General features: G+C 69.1%; 6 protein-coding genes. 3 read left to right on the top strand and 3 right to left on the bottom strand.

Going from position 1 to position 17,902, the window contains the following annotated elements:
* Positions 1–516: 516 nt before the first annotated feature.
* From AABA78_RS33905 to AABA78_RS33895, 3 genes are all read right to left on the bottom strand, one after another.
* The gene (locus AABA78_RS33905) at positions 517–6,273 is read right to left on the bottom strand and encodes an RHS repeat-associated core domain-containing protein (protein ID WP_338269555.1); all 5,757 of its coding nucleotides are present in this window, start codon (positions 6,271–6,273) and stop codon (positions 517–519) included.
* 111 nt (positions 6,274–6,384) lie between these two features.
* Positions 6,385–11,277 (bottom strand): PA14 domain-containing protein, encoded by a 4,893-nt coding sequence (locus AABA78_RS33900; RefSeq protein WP_338269553.1) that lies wholly within the window; start codon positions 11,275–11,277, stop codon positions 6,385–6,387.
* 275 nt (positions 11,278–11,552) lie between these two features.
* Positions 11,553–13,448: a ribonuclease R family protein gene (locus AABA78_RS33895; protein WP_338269671.1), complete on the bottom strand. Its 1,896-nt coding sequence runs from the start codon at positions 13,446–13,448 to the stop codon at positions 11,553–11,555.
* A 166-nt stretch (positions 13,449–13,614) separates the two neighbouring features.
* Between AABA78_RS33895 and AABA78_RS33890 the strand changes: the two genes are divergently transcribed.
* The 3 genes from AABA78_RS33890 (at position 13,615) to AABA78_RS33880 (ending at position 17,884) form a co-directional block, all read left to right on the top strand.
* Entirely contained in the window at positions 13,615–14,106 is a 492-nt protein-coding gene (locus tag AABA78_RS33890; RefSeq protein ID WP_338269552.1) for a helix-turn-helix domain-containing protein, read from the top strand.
* Between the two features lie 23 nt (positions 14,107–14,129).
* Positions 14,130–14,702 (top strand): VapC50 family PIN domain-containing toxin, encoded by a 573-nt coding sequence (locus tag AABA78_RS33885; protein ID WP_338269550.1) that lies wholly within the window; start codon positions 14,130–14,132, stop codon positions 14,700–14,702.
* 98 nt (positions 14,703–14,800) lie between these two features.
* Positions 14,801–17,884 (top strand): protein kinase domain-containing protein, encoded by a 3,084-nt coding sequence (locus AABA78_RS33880; protein ID WP_338269548.1) that lies wholly within the window; start codon positions 14,801–14,803, stop codon positions 17,882–17,884.
* Positions 17,885–17,902: the final 18 nt, after the last annotated feature.

The following is a 17,902-nucleotide window of genomic DNA, read 5'->3' as shown; positions in this document are numbered from 1 at the left end:
GAACCGTGCCGGGTCCTTGGAGAAGGCCTCATCGTGAACGATGAGGAGGCCATCTCCCTTCTCCGGGCAGCGGACCTGCGCCTCTGGATTCTCCGCGGTGTGAACTGCACCCGCGTGGGGAACGGTTACGCTACCGCTCCCCACGCTGCACTGGGACCAGACAACCCCTGGGGACGCGCCTTGATGTTTATCTCAAATGAGGGGACGACTCAGGGTCGCGCTACGACAGTGCCTCACCCAACCGAACACGGCCCACTCGCCTCACGCCCTCTACCAAGTCAAAGCCTTGGCCAGACATGAGGGCTGAATAATCGAGGCGAGTGGGGTACCGAAGCTCAACGACCGCTTCGAACTCGGTGTTGAATGCCGCAGATGAGGGGACGTCATGGAGAATGATAGGCAGGTTTTCCTGTCCCCCTGGCGTGCACGCGTGAGGTGAATAACCGGACCCCAGTGGCATCGCCGGTCGACCACCCCGATCGTGCGAGAAGATGGTCAGTTTGGCCTTATAGCGACTCATTGGACGTTCACCCCGTTGAACCATTTGTAGAACTCGGGTGTCTCGTAGACATCGATCCCGATGCTTTTGCCCACGCCTCCGGGATCCGGATGTTCATACATGAACTTGAGCTTGTCGGTTGGCAGGTCAATGTACGTTTTCGTGTACGAGCGACCAGGGTTCGCCTTCGCAAAGGCATCAAGCGACTGTTCGTCGAAGGCGAACCGCTTGAACGTTGAGTTCGGATGGATGTTGTAGTCACCAAACCTCCTCACATCGGCGAGTTCCTCGGGTTCAACCGCACGCCACAGACGTATTTTCTTTACGCCCTCTTCGGCGTTACGCGTCAATGTCGTGGCACTCGCCTCCGCGGTTGATGAGCCTGTTGCCGCCATGGAGGGGGCTTCTGTTGCAACAGCCCTCACCGTACCTGTCGCGCGCAGGCCCGAGGCCATCCTCCCCCCCACTGAAAGCTCCGCGCTCAACATCTCGGCGGACAATCCGACCCGAGCGAGCACGAAGTTCACCAATGTCTCCACCGATCCGTTCAGCGCCTTTTCATAGTCCCCCTCGATGAAGCCAGAGGTCGCTTTGTAGGTCCCATTGCCTACATCAATGACCCCCTGCTCCACGTATGCCGACACCACGACCGCACCGTTCGCAAAGCTCAGAACCGCCGCCACGGTGGCCGTGCCGTAGTTGCCGTCCTTCCACGCCTGGGTCATCTCCTGCTCGACGGCCGCGCCCTGCGCCAGCGCGGGCCCCACGCAGTCAATGCCAGACTTCAGGCTCGCCGAGCACTTGCCGGTGGGGTCCGTGAAGCCCGTCGGATTGCCGCGTGCGTATGAGTACAGGTTGCACTCACTGGGGCTCCCCAGGCACAGGTCCGGCGACTCCAGGAACAGGCCGTCCGGCGTGAGGAATTGCCCCAGCGTGGCGTCATAGTCACGGACGCCCATGCGGATGAGCCCCAGGTCCGCGTCGTATCCCTTCTGCACGAACTCGATCGCCGGAGACATGTCCGGGTGCGACGCGCGATGACCGTACGGCGACGCCACGAACGGCGCGCCCGCCGTGTCCGTCAGCAACGTGCCCCGCATGTCCGCCCCCAGCGGGCGGAACACACCCTGCTGGAGGACACCCACCAGCTGTCCCGCGAAGTGCACTGGCAGCGTGAGGCCGGACGCATCCAGGTACTCGCCCGCCTCCAGGTATCCGGCCACCGGCACCGTGCCTTCGCGCTTGAGGATGCGCTGGCCCGTCTCGTCGTAGAGGAAGTGCCACTGCTGAGTGCCCCGCGTCGCCGTGGCCACGTGCCCGTTCGGTCCGTAGGTGAACGTCAGGTCGCCCTTCGTCACCGCGCGGCCCAGCGCATCGAACGTGTACGTCACGTTGCCCGCGGTGAGCGTGCTGCCCGTGCGCGTCACCGCGCGTGACGTGCCGTTCTCCTCGATGGACGTGGGCAACCCTTCCGGCGCATAGCCATACCCGTAGCTGTCGTGCGCGTCCTGCGCCTGCGTGAGGAAGCCCTGCGCGGAGTAGGCGTAGTCGCGCTGCCACACCTGCGAGCCCACCGTGAAGTCCTCGGACTCCACCAGACCGCGGGCGTTGAAACGCTGCGCCGTGGCGGCACTCCACGTGGGCGTGGCCTGCGTCCGCGTGGTTCGGGTTCGCGTGAGGGGGTCGTAGCCGAAGCCCACGTGCGTCCCCCCGGTGAAGTCCACCGAGGACACCCGCCCCTCACCGTCATACGCCAGCGACGCCAACTTCGCCGGGGCCGTGCTGCCCGTCCCCAGCCACGCCTCCTTGAGCCGCCCGTACGCGTCCAGCTTGTACGCCTGCGTGTCCGACGACAGCACCGTCCCATTCGCGGCCTTCAGCACCGTGGTGCTGGAGGAGACGTCCCCCACGTCGTTGTACGCCAGCTGCGTCTGGACCGTGCGCCAGCCCGTCAGCGCCAGAGTCCGCGACAGCAGCTTGCCGTCCTCGCGGTACTGGAGCGTCTTCACGTAGCCGTCGCCCGACACCGCCGTGAGGAAGCCCTTCTGGTCCCCCGTGGGCCCCTGCGTGGGCGAGGCTCCGTCGTGGTAGTAGCGGTACACCTGCGGATTGCCGCCGGCCGCCAGGCTGTGCGTCTCCGTGAAGGGCCGCCCCATCGTGTCGTACGCGAACGTCACCTGCCGCTGCAGCGCGCCCGCCGGAGAGACGAAGCGCTTCTGGGTGAGTTGCCCCTTCGTCGGGTCGTAGCTGTACTCCACCGTCGCGATGCCCTGGCGCACCAGCTGGCTCACGCGACCGTGGCCGTCGTAGTGCACGCGGTGGGTCGCGCCGTCCGGCATGACCACCTCGCGCAGACGTCCAGAGGCGTCGTAGTGGTAGCCGTAGCGCGTGTGGGCCTCGTCCTCCTGGAAGAGCACGCGCTTCGCCGCGTCCAGCGTGCGGCTCGCAGTGAACGTCCCGTTCTCCACGGCCGTCTGGGTCAGCGCTCCCGCCTCGAAGCCCAGGCTCGTGGCCACCTGCTTCTCCACGCCCTCGTGGAAGGTCGTGGTCGTGGCCGCGTCATGACCGAAAGCGGACGCGCTCTGGAAGGCCACCTGCCGGCCACCCGCCAGCAGCGCCACGTAGTCCATGGCCAGCATGTTCGTCGCCGGCCCCACCGCGGGCCGCAAGAGCGTACGCAGCTCCGCGCGCGCGCCGTCCTTGCGGCTCAGGCTGTCGAACGTCCAGCCCTCCGGAATCCGGTGCGCCGACGTGAGCCCATCCCCTGACGCCGTCACGTACTCGATGGACTCGCGCACCGCGCCCTGGGAGGCGTCCACCAGCGTGGAGAGCTGGAAGGAGCCGGGCATCGTGGCCGTGGCGTACTGATAGCCATACGTCTGTTTTGGATTGAGGTCGGACCCGCCCAGGCTGTCCCACTCCCGGGTCAGCCGCTCCTGGCCGTCGTAGCGGAAGAAGCGCCGGTAGGGCGTCCCGCCCCGGTCCACCTCCAGCGTCAGCACCGCGTCCGTCAGCGGGTTCCGGTCCACCACCCGCGTCACCACGCCGTCCGGCGCGTCCGTCTGGTACAGCAGCCGCCGTCCCGCTTCCTGGTGGAAGTACGCCGTGCCCTTGCCCGGCACGGTGATGGAGGCCAGCGAGGAGTCCGGGTTGTACGTCACCTCCTGCAACGTCACCGTCTGCGTGCCCGCCACGCTGCGCACCGCCGTGACGAGCCCCTTCGAGTCACGCTCCACCACGCCCTCGTGATGGAAATCCATCCACGCCTGCGCATGCTGCCCGGTGATCTCCGTGTGGCTCTCCAGGCAGTGCAGCGCGAGGCCCAGCCCGGGCACCGACGCGCGCGCCCGCTCCGTGGTCAGCGTGCCCTGCGCCGTCGTGGTCACCACCCGCGAGGGGCAGACGTCCGCTGTGTATGACTGGTACTCCGTGTGCTCCGACACCTGCTGGCTGCCCGTCGTGGACCGCCAGCCCTGGTCCTGCGCATGCAACCGCTTCCACGGGATGCCCGCCAGCGACACGTCCTCGTACTGGCTGGAGGAGAACTGCTCCACCTGGGGCGCCTTCGCGTCGCGCACGCGCGAGGACAGCAGCAGGCCCGCGCTGTCGTCGTCGTTGAAGAAGGACATCTCCTCCCGGACGTGCACGCCCTCACGCGTCACCTGGCCGTAGCCCAGCAGGAACTTCCCCACCGAGTGCATCGCGGGCTGGTCGTAGGTGTAGTGATAGGCCTTCGTCTCCTGCCCGCTGGACTCCACCGTCAGCGTGTCCAGCACCGGCTGCCGAGCGCCCTGCTGGGCGGCCACGGGGCTGCGCGCGTAGCGGAAGGACAGCCGCGTCCCCTTGCCGTCGTCCGCGGCCTTCAAGAGGCCCGTGCCCGGCGTGTCCAGCGCGACGGAGTGGGCCAGGCCGTTCTCCACGTAGAACAGCTCCGTGTTGCCCGTGCCCTCCAGGTCCTGCACCACCGGGAAGCTGGAGTTCCACGCCAGCAGCTCCAGCGCGGGCACCGGCACCTGCACCAGGCGCGTCCCGTCGTTCACCATCAGCAGCGCCCCGTAGTAGCTGCCAGCGATGACGTCCTGCAGGCCGTCGTTGTTGATGTCCGTGAAGCTCAGCTCGAAGCCCGCCAGCGACACCGGCGAGCCGTCCGGGAAGCGCGCCTCGTAGATGTGCGGCTCCTCCTCGAACTGGAACTGGCCCTTGCCCTCGTAGACGAAGAGGTCGCTGGAGTAGCGCACCACCAGGTCCGGCACGCTGTCGCCGTTGAAGTCCTGCACCCAGGTGGCCTGGGGCGAAACCTGGAGGTTCAGCGTCCCCATCACCGGCACGGACGCGAAGGCATACGCGGTGGCCGTGCTCTGGTTGGGCAGCACGCTGTAGCCGCCCGGATAGACAGACAGCAGGTCCGGCCGCCGGTCCCGGTTCAGGTCCACCAGCCGGGTGTTGGGCCCGAGGTTCCAATAGTCATACAGCCAGCCCTGGTGCACGGCGTGGCCGTTCCGCTCGCACACCAGCAGCTCCGTCTTGTTCAGGAACGCGTTCCAGGAGAGCGACACCACCTGGTAGTCATTCTGCTCGGGCCGCATCTTCGCCAGCAGGCGGGGCGTGTTGAACGCGGACGCATCCGGCCGGCACTCGGGGCGCGCGTCGATGGCGGCCGGAGGCAGCGGTTCGAACGTGTAGCCGCCCGGCTGTTGCCGGATGAGGCTGAAGTCCGTGCGGTTCTCCAGGTCCACCAACCCGTCGTCGCCGTCATCCAGCGGGGTGGACTCGGAAGGCAGGGCCACTCCTTCGGAGTAGGCCAGCATCACGTTGTCGAACTTGGGGATGAAGCGCGGCGCCGCCGCCGGGAGCAGGTCCTCCGCGTGCTCATACGTGTACGTCACCGCCGGGGTGGACTGGCCCGACGCATACGTGCGCTGCACGGACTCCAGCTGGAAGCCGGGGCCCAGCGCATCCGGCCGGTAGCTCAGCGCATGGCTCCAGCGCAGCCCGAACTGGCCCGTGACGGCGTCCTTGCTGCGTGCCTCCACGTGCGACACGCGCCGGTCCAACCGCAGCGCCTGCCCGGAGCGCCAGTCCACGAAGGGCGTCGCCACGGACTCGTAGATGAAGTCCACGCGCTGCTGGAAGTCGTCCCCCATGCCTCCGTAGAGAGCGGCCGTCAGGAACAGGCGCCCGGAGGGATTGGCGGTCCACTCCAGCTTCGTCTTGTGGCCGGTGGCGTCCACCACCTGCGTGAGGTGCCACGCATAGGTGCCTCGCGCGGTCTGCACGCGCGCGGTGCCGCCGAACGTCCAGCGGCTGCCGTCCGGCAGCAGGGCCACCAGCGTGGTCCCCTGCTCCTCCATTCGCACGTTGCCCTTGAGGCCCACGGGGTACCAGCGCCCGTCCGTCCCCTTCACCATGCGGCCCCAGGGCCCGGTGAGCTCGTCAGTGGCGTAGTCCAGCTCTCCCATGACACGCGTGCGCGTCATGGAAAGCGACACACCCCAGCCCTGGCCCCACTCGCCAATGCCTCCCTCGGGCGAATAGGTGGGGAACACCCCGGCCTGGAGGACGCCGCGCTCCGTGGGCGCGGCGAACGTGGACGCCAGGCTGAAGCCACCCCGGCTCACGTCCGCGGGCCCCAGCTCCGTGGCCGCGTACTGCCCCACCAGGCTTCCGCGCTTGGGTGCCTCCAGCTGCGGCGCCTGCACCAACGCATCATTGAAGGGCTGGGCGAGCACCTGCCCGCACCACAGCCCGGCCAGCAAACCCCATACATTCCGCATGCGATGTCTCACTCAAGAAAAGGAAAGACAGACGTTGGAAAAAAAGGCCCCGCCCGGGCTGCACCCACCGGACGAGGCCATGACCCACTTCGCTGTCCTACGAGCAGCTGACTACTGGCAGCTCATCACCCCGTTGGGGACCGCGCCGGAAGCCTTCGGCTTCACTTCCACCCTGAAGACCATCAGCAGCTCGCTGGACTTCGCCACCGGGTTGGTAGGGCTGATGAGGTTCGGCGCCGCGGGCGGATAGGTGACCGCGAGCCCCTCCAGGTTCACGTGGTAGCTGGTGAAGGGGGACAGGCCCGTGGCGATGGACGAGTTGGTCAGGTAGAAGTCCAGCGGGCTCGCCGGCGGCAGCAACGCCAGGTCCTGCGTCGTGCCGAAATTCACCTTCACCGGGGGCCCCAGGTAGGTGTCGTCAGCAAAGTCATACCGGAACAGATCGGACGTCGTCGGGAAGCCCATCGTCCGCGTCAGGCTCGTGGTCGTGTTGGCGGCCGGAGCGGAGTTGTTGGGCGGCAGCACGCCGTACAACGTCATCGACCGGATGATGGGCGTCATCATGTTGCAGGGCAGCTGATTCACACCGCCCCCCTTGCGGTAGAAGTGCTCCGGCGTGAGGGTCACCGTGGGATTGCGGTTCGCCAGGATGTCGTCCCAGATCTGCTTCGCCGCCCCGGCCTCCAGCTTGCGGTAGACCGTGACAGGCGTCTTGTCCTGCCGGGGAACGCTGACGATGACGTCGAGCACCTGGGTGCCGGGACCCGCGACACGCAACGCCGAGAGATGCGTCTCCACCGCCTGGGCCGCGGCCTTCGCCGTCTGCGCCAGCGCACTGAGGTCCGTGCTGGTGGAGGTCGGGTCGATGGCCGTGAGCGCATTGATGCTGGCAAGCTCGGTATTGGAGAAGCTGACCAGGGTCTCCGGGTACAGGATTCGCACGGTGGGCGCGAGCCACTGGCTCATCACCACCTCCAGGGCCTCCAGCTGCACCCGCAGGGCCGTGCCCTCCAGGTTGCGCAGGGCCCAGGCCGGCATCAGCGCCAGCAAGCGGGACTGGGTCTGGGCGTTGGCGCGCTCGTCCTCCAGCGCCTGGATCTCCAGCGCCACCTGGCGCAGCTGCCGCTCCAGGTTGATGAGCTCCACCTCACGCTCCACGTCCACCAGCGCCTTCTCCACGAAGGTGCCGAAGAGGCTGCTCAGGCTCTCCGGGTAGGCGCTCAGGCTCGTGCAGCCGCACGACTGGTAGATGTCGCTGAAGGCCTTGGCGCGCAGGCTGCTCATCTGGCCTGGCAGCAGCCGGCCCTGCGCTGCGTAGAGCTTCGCGTCCTGCTTCAGCTTCTCCAGCCCGGTCACCAGCTTGGAGGTGAGGAGGACCGCCTCGTTGGACTGCGGGCTCAGCTGCGCGATGCGGACGTCCAGCTGGGAGTTGCCCACCCAGTTGATGCACGCCGCGGTGGGCGTGTTCGCCACGATGGGCGCGTCATTGACGACCACGTAGTAGTCCGACGCCGCGGTCACCAGCACCGAGGTGGACGGCGACTGGAGCACGCGCACGGAGCGGACGTTGGCGCGGTCCGTGGCCCCGTGAACCATCTCCACCAGCAGGAGGCTGCCCACCGGCTCGTCCGGGAACGGCGCCAGCAGGGACCGCACGCCGCGCGCCACGGAGAAGGTGGAGCGCGTCTCGTTTCCAGTGGAGGACGTCTGGTTCCACGTCCGGGTCCACGTGGTGCCCGTCTCGGAGGTCATGCAGCTGTTGACGCCGCCAATACCGCCGATGATGGGAATGGAGGGATTGAACCCGGCGCAGAACGAGTCCGTGTTCGTCGCGTTGGAGAAGTTGCCCTGCGAGTTCACCGTGTCGTTGGCGGACGCGGTGTAGTTGCCCGCGGACGCAGTGACGGTGAAGCCCTCGGGTCCCGTCATGATGGGCAGGGGCGTCTGCGAGGACGTCTGCACCCGCACGAGGTTGCCATTGGGACCGGCCGTCAGGCCCAGCGCGCAGGTCGGGGACCAGCGGCCTCCCACCTGGACGACGAGTTGGCTGCCCACGGTGGGCTGGAGCTGGAGGGTGGATCCGTTCGACCTCAGCGCCGCCATGGCGGACACGTCGTTGTCCATCGGGCCTCCGCGCCCGCGGTTGGGGACGGTGAGTCCCTCCTCGGTCTTCAGCATGGCCTGCCCCGTCTGGGCGATGGCCGGGTAGAGGGCCTCGAAGCCATCCATGAAGTCACCCAGCCGGGCCTCCTCCACCGCCTGGCTCACGCGCAGGCCGTTGATGTCCTTGTTGAGCGCCTTCAGCTGCGCATCCAGCTGGAGACTCCGCGTGTCCAGGTTCGTCAGGCTGCCCTGGTTCTGCAGCTGGGCCAGCAGGCCCTGCACCAGCGTCACGCGGTTGGAGTTGTAGGAGGAGATGTTGTTGTCCAGCTGCCCGATGATCTTGTTGAGCTCGGTGAGGACGGCCGACTGCTTCTGCAGGTCGAGCCCCACCTTCACGGTGCTCTCGTCCTCGGCGGTGAAGAGGCCGTTGACCGCGTAGCCGGTGGCGCGGGCCTGGGCCTCGCGCAGCATCGCCGTCAGGGACATGGCGGGACCGGACACCGGCCGGGTGAAGAGGTCGTTCTTGTCGTAGCTGCCGGCCGTCAGGCCCAGCGCGTCCTCCACCGCAGAGCGGAAGGCTCCGTGGCCGGAGTTCATCTGGCTGAAGACCGTATTCCACTCCGTGGACACGTTGACCGCGGCGGTGACGTAGGTGGAGAAGGTGGCCGGGTCGTTGAGGTGCGCCAGCACGTTCCACAGCTGGCTCGTCACCGTGGACCGGGTGGTGCAGGACACGAAGCGGCAGCCCATGTCATGCAGACGGCTGACGTCCAGCATGCGCTCGTTGAGGCCGCGCAGCGAGTCATCCAGCAGGAAGAGCAGCGGCGCGCCGGTGAGCGGCGGCGTGCCCCCTTCACCGAACGCCGCGAGCAGCACCTGGCGGTCCGCGATGAAGCCGTCGGAGAGGAGCTTCGCGCGGACCGTCTCCGCCTGCGCGTTGGTCGTGGCCGTCAGCCCCAGCTCGTCCTTCAGCCAGGCGCCCGTCCAGAAGGCCTTCATCACCGTGCTGGTCCGCGCCATCAGCTCCGGCGACGGCCTGGTGGTCGTGGACAGGTGGGCGCGGGCCGCCCCGTACCAGCGCTGGATGGAGAGGAGCTTCTGGCGCAGCTCCCCCACGCGGCCGCTGCTGCCCAGCGTCGTCGTCATGCCCGGCAGGCCCTTGAGGAGCAGCTGCGACATGATGCTGTCGTAGGCGGTCCAGTACGCCTGGGTGTCCAGGCCCGCGGTCGTGAGCTGTTCAATGCCCGTGGCGGCGGCGGTGCACGTGTCCAGGAGGCTGCTGGCGGCGGTGGCGGAGGTGTGGCTGTCCAGCAGGCGCTGGCACAGGGCCAGCGTGCCCACGACGTTCTGGGACGTGGGGTGGCTGGCGGACGGCGCGGGCAGGCCCGTGGAGCAGGTGTCGGAGGTGAAGTCCTCGTTGTCGAAGTACTCGCCCAGGAGGCCGTTCTGGGTCTGGTCCGGCGTGAAGAGCCGGCTGGTGGGGATGGGCACGGCGGCCGTGGCGCCCGGGGGCTGCCAGTACAGCTGCATGCCCGCGTCCCAGGCACCCTCCACGTTCTCCAGCTTCAGGGCATGGCGGCCCGCGGTGAGCGGGACGCTGACCTGGTGCCACACCTCACCCACGTAGACGGGCCGCTCCAGCACCAGCTGGCCATCCACCCACAGGCGGGCGCTGTCGTCCCACTTCGCGTGGAAGACATACGTGCCCGCCGTGGGCGCCTCCACGAAGCCCGTCCAGCGCACGGAGAAGGTGTCCGGCGACATGAAGGTGGCGGGGCCTTCGCGCACCCAGGGGAAGTCCACCGTCGGGTCCACCCGGAAGAAGTGGTTGATCTCCGGGTAGGCCGTGAAGAGCGCCAGGAGGCGCGCGCGGCGCGTGGCGTAGGTGCCCGCCTGCACGTTGGAGTCCAGGGCGGGGCTGTCCGCGTGCAGCTCGAAGAGCAGCTTGAGCGCATTGATGAGCTTGAACTTCAGGAGCGGGCTGTCGAAGCGCCGGTCCGTGGGGCTCAGGGTATCCAGCTGGGTCACCAGCCGGGTGTACTTGGCGTCCACGGAGGCGTAGGCGGTGTCGTCCGCCGTCATGCAGCGCGGGCGGTTGGGGTAGCTGCTGCCCACGCGGATGTCCGCGAGCGAGTCGGAGGTGCTCTTGAGTGTGTTCTGCGACAGGCCGCCGATGGAGAACTTCAAGCCTCCGCCCGGCTCCGCGTCGCACGTCGCGGGGTCGTTCTCCGTGCCGTGGGAGGCGGCGCGGCAGTACTTGTACTTGGGCCGGTCGTAGTCAGGACAGAGGGCGTCCACCTGACCGCATTCGGAGTGCTGGCCGTACGTCCACGTGGACACCACGTTGGCGATGGCGATGTAGCAGGTCTCCGTCCACGGCGTGGTGGTGGTGGTCTGGCTCCAGCCGCTGCCGCTTTCGTTGCTCGTCGTGGAGGTGCCGAGCACCCGGTTGCCCGTCGAATAGGCAGACAGGACGTACAGGGGAAACTTGGGATCCTCCTTGCCCTGGGTCCGCAGCTCACCAATCAGTTGCGTGGCCCGCGCCTGGCACGTCTGGGTATAGATGGTGGTGTCGGTGCTCTCGCAGGGAGGCTTTTCGGAGTAGTCGCAGGACTGTTCGTGGATGTTCTGCCCGGCGGCCTTCCTGTCCGTATAGGTGCCGGTGGCCCGGGTGGAGTAGTTGCAGGTCGCGTCCTTCTTGCAGGCCTTGTCGTACCACCCGTCCTGCGCGCAGGCGGACGTGTTGCTCAGCTTGAAGCACTCCTGGCGGTACTCCCAGGGCCCCTGACAGACGATGTCCAGGCCCGTGGGCGCACCTGGAAGGGTTTCCGGCGCCGCCGTCGGCCGGCAGCTGGGCCCGGTCAATGCCTGTTCCGTCGTGTGCAGCGCTTCCTGGGACATTTCCTGCTCTGAGGGTTGCCCGCAGGCAACCACGAGCAGGGAAATCCCCAGCCCCCATACCGCTGAGATTCTTCTTTTCATTTGGCCTTTGAATTCCATGGCAATGCCCTGCGCATACCGCGCATGGGAGTGCCGACCTTCGAGTCAGGACGTGCTCGCGGACGGGACCGGATGACGGAGTCGGTGCGCTCGCGGACCGGATACGAAACGGGCCCGCGAGTCTGGTTCACCTATTTTTCCGGACCCTTTCTGGAAAGGCCGTACCGGGTCCCGCGCTACTCCACCAGGGCGAACTCCACCCGGCCCAGCTGCTCATCCGTGGAGACGACCTTCACGGTGATGGGCATGCCCACGGTGAAGGTCCGCGTCTTGCCCACCATGGACAGCTCACGCGCGTCCGGACGGTAGGGGCCTCCGGCGAGTCCCTCCGCCGGCACCATGCCCTCCACCCACATGCCATCCAGTTGCGCCAGGAGGCCGAAGGGCTTCACGCGCACGACGCGCGCGGGGAACTGCTGGCCGATGCGCGTGGACATGAAGCGCGCCTCCAGCTCGTGGTGGCGGTCCGCCTCCGCGCGGTTGGCGGAGCGGGCGCGCACGTTGATGTGCTGGGAGAGCTTTTCAATCTCCGGGTCCTCGTGCACGAAGTCGCGCCGGCCGTGGAGGTACGCCTTGATGAGCCGGTGCACGGCGAGGTCCGCGTACCGGCGGATGGGCGACGTGAAGTGCAGGTACAGGGGCGCGGCCAACCCGAAGTGCGGACCCGGCACCACGGTGTAGCGGGACGGACCCAGCGAACGGCGCAGCACGGAGCGCAGCGCGGCCTCCGCCTTCGCTCCGGCGATCTGCCGGTCGAACGCGGCCAGGGCCAGCGGGGTGAGCTGCGCGCCGAAGCCCGCCGCGAACCCCGAGTGCAGCGCGAACGCGTTCACGTCCGCCACGCGCTGCGGATCCGGCTGTTCGTGCACGCGGTACACGGTGGGCACGCCGCGGGTCATCAGCCAGGAGGCGATGGCTTCATTGGCCGCGACCATGAAGCGCTCGATCATGTTGTGCGCGGAGGTGTCCTTCTCCCCGGCCAGCCCGGACACGGCGCCCGCGGTGTCGAAGGTGAAGCGCGCCTCGTCGCGGGACATGGCCATGCCGCCGCGGGCCGCGCGGGACACGGCGAGCCGCGCGGAGGCCAGACGGAACCAGGGCATGGCGTCGCGCACGGGCTCCATGGCGGGGGACACGGTGCCGTCATCGAGGAAGTCCGCGACCTCGTCGTAGTTCAGCCGCGCCCAGGAGCGGATGAGGCTTTCATAGACATCCGCGGCGGTAACGCGGCCCTCCGCGTCGATGCGCAGCTCGACGGTGAGGCAGTGGCGCTCCTCATTGGGGACCAGGCTGAGCCAGTGCGCGGAAAGCTCCTCCGGGAGCATGGGGAGCACGCGGCCGGCCAGGTAGACGCTGGTGGCGCGGGCGCGGGCCTCCAGGTCCAGGGGAGTGCCCTCCTGCACGGACTCGCCCACGTCCGCGATGGACACCAGCAGGCGCAGGGCGCCGTCCGGGCCGGCGGGCAGCACGGAGATGGCGTCGTCGATGTCGCGCGTGGAGGGCGCGTCCACGGTGACGGTGGGGATGGAGCGCAGGTCGCGCCGCGCGCCGCCCAGGGCGTGGGGCGTCTCTTTCGCGCGGAGGGCCTCCTCGATGACCTCCGGGGGGAAGTCCCGGTGGAGGCCGTGGCGGGCGATGACGCGCTCCAGGGAGCGGTCCGCGCCGGGCTCCAGCTTGTAGACGAGGACGACCTTGCCCTCCGCGATGCGGGCCACGACGGCGTCGTTGTGCTGGACGGGGGTGGAGCCCGGGTCCAGGGGCCAGTCGGTGTTGGAGACCTCCTTGTCGATGCGCAGGAAGAAGGCGCCCTTGCGCGACACGACCTCGCCGTAGACGACGGTGCGGGTGCGCTCCACCAGCGACAGGCCGGACGCGGTCCACCGGCCCTCGCCGGAGGCCGTCACCGTGGCGGAGACGATGTCGCCCGCGAAGAGGGGGTTCAGGTCCGGAGGCGTGATGAAGGCGGACAGCACCTCCGGGGTGCCGGGCTTCTGCACGGTGAGGAAGCCGAAGCCACGGGGATGCACGTCGACGCGGCCGGTGACGGTGCGCGGGGAGGCGGAGGTGTCCATGTCGGCGCCGTCGTAGCCCACCTGCAGGGTGGGCGGGGAGATCCTGGGATGCATGTTGCGGTTGGGACGCCTGTCAGGGTGACATCCTGACGACGTTCATGGGGTCTCCTTGCGTTTGCGTTGGATATGGCCATGATTCCGGATGGCCCGCGCCTGGAGGCACCCCGTGACTTCGCCCACCGCCAATGACCTTCCGCCCCGGGCGTCGGAGCCTGTCGCCGCCAGCGACGTGACGCTGGAGCAGGTGCGGAAGCTCGCGCAGCTCATCACCCGGGAGCTGAGCGACAAGGGTGGCGGGCACCCGCTCTTCTCACTGCTGGGGCCCAACCATGAATCCGTGCCGCTGCCGACGGAGGTGCTCGCGCTGATGCAGCAGCTGCTCGCCATCCTCGCGTCGGGGGACGCGGTCACCGTGGTCCCCGTCCACAAGGAGCTCACGACCCAGCAGGCCGCGAACCTGCTCAACGTCTCGCGGCAGTACCTGGTGCAGCTGCTCGACGAGGGCCGCATCCCCTTCCACCGCACGGGCACCCATCGTCGCGTCTACAGCAAGGACGTCCTCGAGTACCGCGCACGGCAGAAGTCCGACCGCCGCTCCCAGCTCGACGCGATGATGCGCGAGAGCCAGGACGCCGGGGGCTATCCCGAGCTCGACTGAGGATCGCGAGGACGCCCCACCCCGTGATTCATGCTCCGTTTCCTGTCGTCCTCGACGCGAACGTCCTGATTCCCCTCACCGTCTGCGACACGTTGTTGAGCGCGGCGCATGAAGGGCTCATCCAGATTCATTGGACGGAGCTCATCCTCGAGGAGACGCGCCGCAACCTCGTCAAGGCCATCGGGTTGCCGGAAGAGAAGGCCGCACGGCGCGTGGCCGCCATGAAGGCGGCCTTTCCCGAGGCCATGGTGACAGGCCATGAGGGGCTCATCGCCTCCATGACCCACCATGAGAAGGACCGGCACGTCCTCGCCGCCGCGGGCCACGTGGGCGCCCAGACGCTCGTCACGAACAACCTGCGGGACTTCGAGAAGCAACACCTGCCCGCGACGCTCCAGGCCCAGGACCCCGACACCTTCCTTCAACACCTGCTCAGCCAGGCACCCGAGACGGTGTTGGAGATGCTCCGGGCCCAGGCCGAGGCCCTGCGCAATCCACCCCTCTCCCTGACGAGGCTCCTGAGCGGGTTGGCGCGCAGCGTGCCGGGTTTCGCCCGCGAGGTCCGTGAGTTGCTGCCCCCTTCCCCCGCCGCATGATTGTCGGTAGCTCCCCGTAAACCCTGGCATCCGGCCAGAAACGGGGGTCCGGGCCTTTCGCGCCGGTGCCTGCCCCGGTGTAGAGTCGGACCCCTTCAATGGCTGGGACGACGCTGACGCTCACTCCGGACGGGTTCCGCGGCCGGGTGTTGGGCAAGTACGAGGTGCTCTGCCGCCTGTCGACAGGCGGGATGGCGGAGATTTTCCTCGCGGCCCAGAAGGGCCTGGCCGGCTTCCGCAAGATGGTGGTGCTGAAGCAGATCCTCCCCGACATCCGCGGCGAGGAGGAGTTCGTCCGGATGTTCCTGGACGAGGCCAAGGTCACGGCCGCGTTCAACCACCCGCACATCGCCCACGTGTACGACCTGGACGTGGCGGACGGCGAGCTGTTCCTCGCCATGGAGTTCGTCCCGGGCGCCACCCTGGTGGAGGTGGCCCGCGCGTGCCGCTCCGCCCACGAGCCCATCCCCATGGGCCTGAGCCTGATGGCCGTGCGCGACACGGCCGTGGCCCTCAACTACGCGCACAGCTTCACCGACCCGCTGGGCCGGCCCTCGCCCGTCGTCCACCGCGACGTCGCCGAGAAGAACATCATGGTGACGTACGAGGGCGTCACCAAGCTGCTCGACTTCGGCATCGCCAAGAGCCTGGCGCGCGCGAGCCGCACGCAGGTGGGCATGGTGAAGGGCACCAGCGGCTACATGTCCCCCGAGCAGATCATGGGCGACCCGCTGGACGCCCGCAGCGACCTGTTCAGCCTGGGCGTGGTGCTGCACGAGTGCCTCACCGGTATGCGCTTGTTCTACGCGAAGAGCGCCGAAGCGATGATGAACGCGGTGCTCAGCGGGGACGTGCCTCCGCCCTCGCGCGTGAACAAGGAAGTGCCGCCGGAGCTGGACGCCATCGTCCTCAAGGCGCTCGCGAAGCGGCGCGAGGACCGCTACGGCACCACGCTGGAGTTCGCCCGCGCCATCGAGCGCGCCGTGGGCCCTCGCATCTGGCACCCGGAACAGAGCAGCGAGCTGATGCTGCGCCTGTTCGCCGAGCGCCGCGACCAGACCCGCCTGCTGCTGATGAGCGGGCAGTCGACCGGGGATGGCACCTCCAGCGAGACGCAGGTGGCGCAGGTGCTGGCCCGGGGCGCGGACGTCCCGGAGCCGGTGGCGGTGCCGCCCGCGGGGGCACTGCCGCAGATCTCCTCCACGCTGCCACCTCGCGCGCCCGCGGCTCCTCCCAGGGCTCCCGCTCCGGCGAAGGCGGCTCCGGCTCCCGCGCTGGCAACGGGCCGCCGCAACACGACGGAGGAGCTGGCGGTCCGCAAGCCCGCGCCGCCGCCTGCCTCGCGCCGGGTGTCGCCGCCTCCGGTCGCGGCTCCGCCCACGGATGAGATGTCCGCGCGGCCGGATGATTCCGAACCGGGCGTGCGCACCCAGCCGTCCCTGCCGCCGGTGATGCTGGATTCGTCGCTGCGCATCACGGCGTCCCAGGTCACGACGTCCCCCGGATACGCAGAGGGTGAGACCATCCTCACGCCGCTGTCGCGCGTGGGGGCCCAGCCTCCCGAGGAGCCGAAGGCGCGTCACCCGAAGGAGCCTCCGACCTTCGTCGCGCCGCCCGACGAGCCCCGGGCCCGGAGTGGACGCGAATCCGCTCGGGATGCGGCGAACGGGGCGCCGGAGGATTCGCGGCAGCGCTCCGCGAGGGACGCTGGCAACAACTCCGAGGATCCGCGTGCGCGCTCCGGACGTGAGGCCGCGGAGGCCCGTACCGAGGAGCCGAGAGCGAGGGCCGCACGGGATGCGGAGGACTCGCGGCCCCGTCCGCCGCGTGAGGCCCTCAACGTGCCCCCCGAGGACGCACGGCCCAAACCGCCGCGTGAAGCCTTCAGCGCGCCCGGTGAGGATGCGAGGCCCCGTCCGCCTCGTGATGCAGCGAATGGATCCACCGAGGACGCGCGTGCCCGTTCGGCTCGCGATGTCTCGAATGGATCCGTTGAGGACGCGCGTGCCCGATCGGCTCGCGATTCCTCGAACGGATCCGCCGACGATGGGCGCGCGCGTCCGGCTCGTGATGCCTCGACTGGCGGCGCGGAAGACTCGCGGCCCCGTCCTCCTCGCGAGGCCTCGCACGGATCCACCGGCGATGCACGGTCCCGTGCCGGTCGCGACGCCTCGAGCAACAGCTCCGAGGACTCCCGGCCCCGGCCCTCACGGTCCTCCACGCAGGACAGCCTCCGCGTCACCCAGCCCCACGCCGCGCCGCAGGCCCTGCTGAACGACAACGAGACAGCCATCTCCCGCGTGCCGTCCCTGCCTCCCGAAGAGGCTCCGGAGACGACACCCGCGGTCCGCCGCTCGCCTTCCTCCCGCGGCAAACAGTCCTCGCCCCCCGCCCGCAACACCCCGGCTCGCGCCTCCGTCCGCCCCACCGAACCTCACGACTTCCTCGCGGAAGCCCCCGCCCCCCGCCGCATGGGCGGACTCATCGCGGCCGGCGTCGTGCTCCTCGGCGTCGCGGGCCTCTGCATCACCGTCGCCCTGGGACTGGACGGTGGCCGCGTGGCCTCGCTGTGGAGCTCCGTGCGCGCGCCGGAGCCCGACGCGAACTCCTCCACAACTTCTCCACCGCCCCCTCCCGCCGAGCCCGAGGCCCGGAAGCCCGCCCCCACCGAACCCGCCGCGCCGGAGCCCTCCACCGCGGTGGCCCAGGCCGAGCCTCCCACCGACGCCGCGCCCTCGGACCCGGCGCCTCCCAGCGAAGACCCCGGCTCCCCGCCCACTGACGACGCAGACGCCCCGAAGGCGAAGACCCGGCCCGCCGTCCGCAAGACCAAGCGTGACCCCAGCGACCCGGTCACCGCTCCGGCCCGCGGAAAGCCCCGCACCGCCGCCGCCGCGCCCGCGGACGCCCCGGAAGCCGACCTCCCGGCCCCGCCCGACACCGCCGCCGAAGCGGCCGCGCCCCAGGGCTTCCTCACCCTCGTCACCGAACCTTCCGCCCGCGTGTCCCTGGGCAGCCGCTCCCTGGGCGAGACCCCCCTCACCAAGGTCGCCCTCCCGGTGGGCAGGCACACCCTGAAGCTGATGGATGGCACCGGCCGGCCCTTGAAGCTCCTCGTGGAGATCAAACCCGACGACACCACCTCCGTCCGGGTCCCCCTGGAGCTGCTGGCCAATCCCTGAACCGGTCCGACTGTCGGA

Source organism: Corallococcus caeni (genome assembly GCF_036245865.1).
GTDB lineage: Bacteria > Myxococcota > Myxococcia > Myxococcales > Myxococcaceae > Corallococcus > Corallococcus caeni.
The sequence above is the reverse complement of the archived record's forward strand: the minus strand, read 5'-3'. Positions and strand labels throughout refer to the sequence as shown.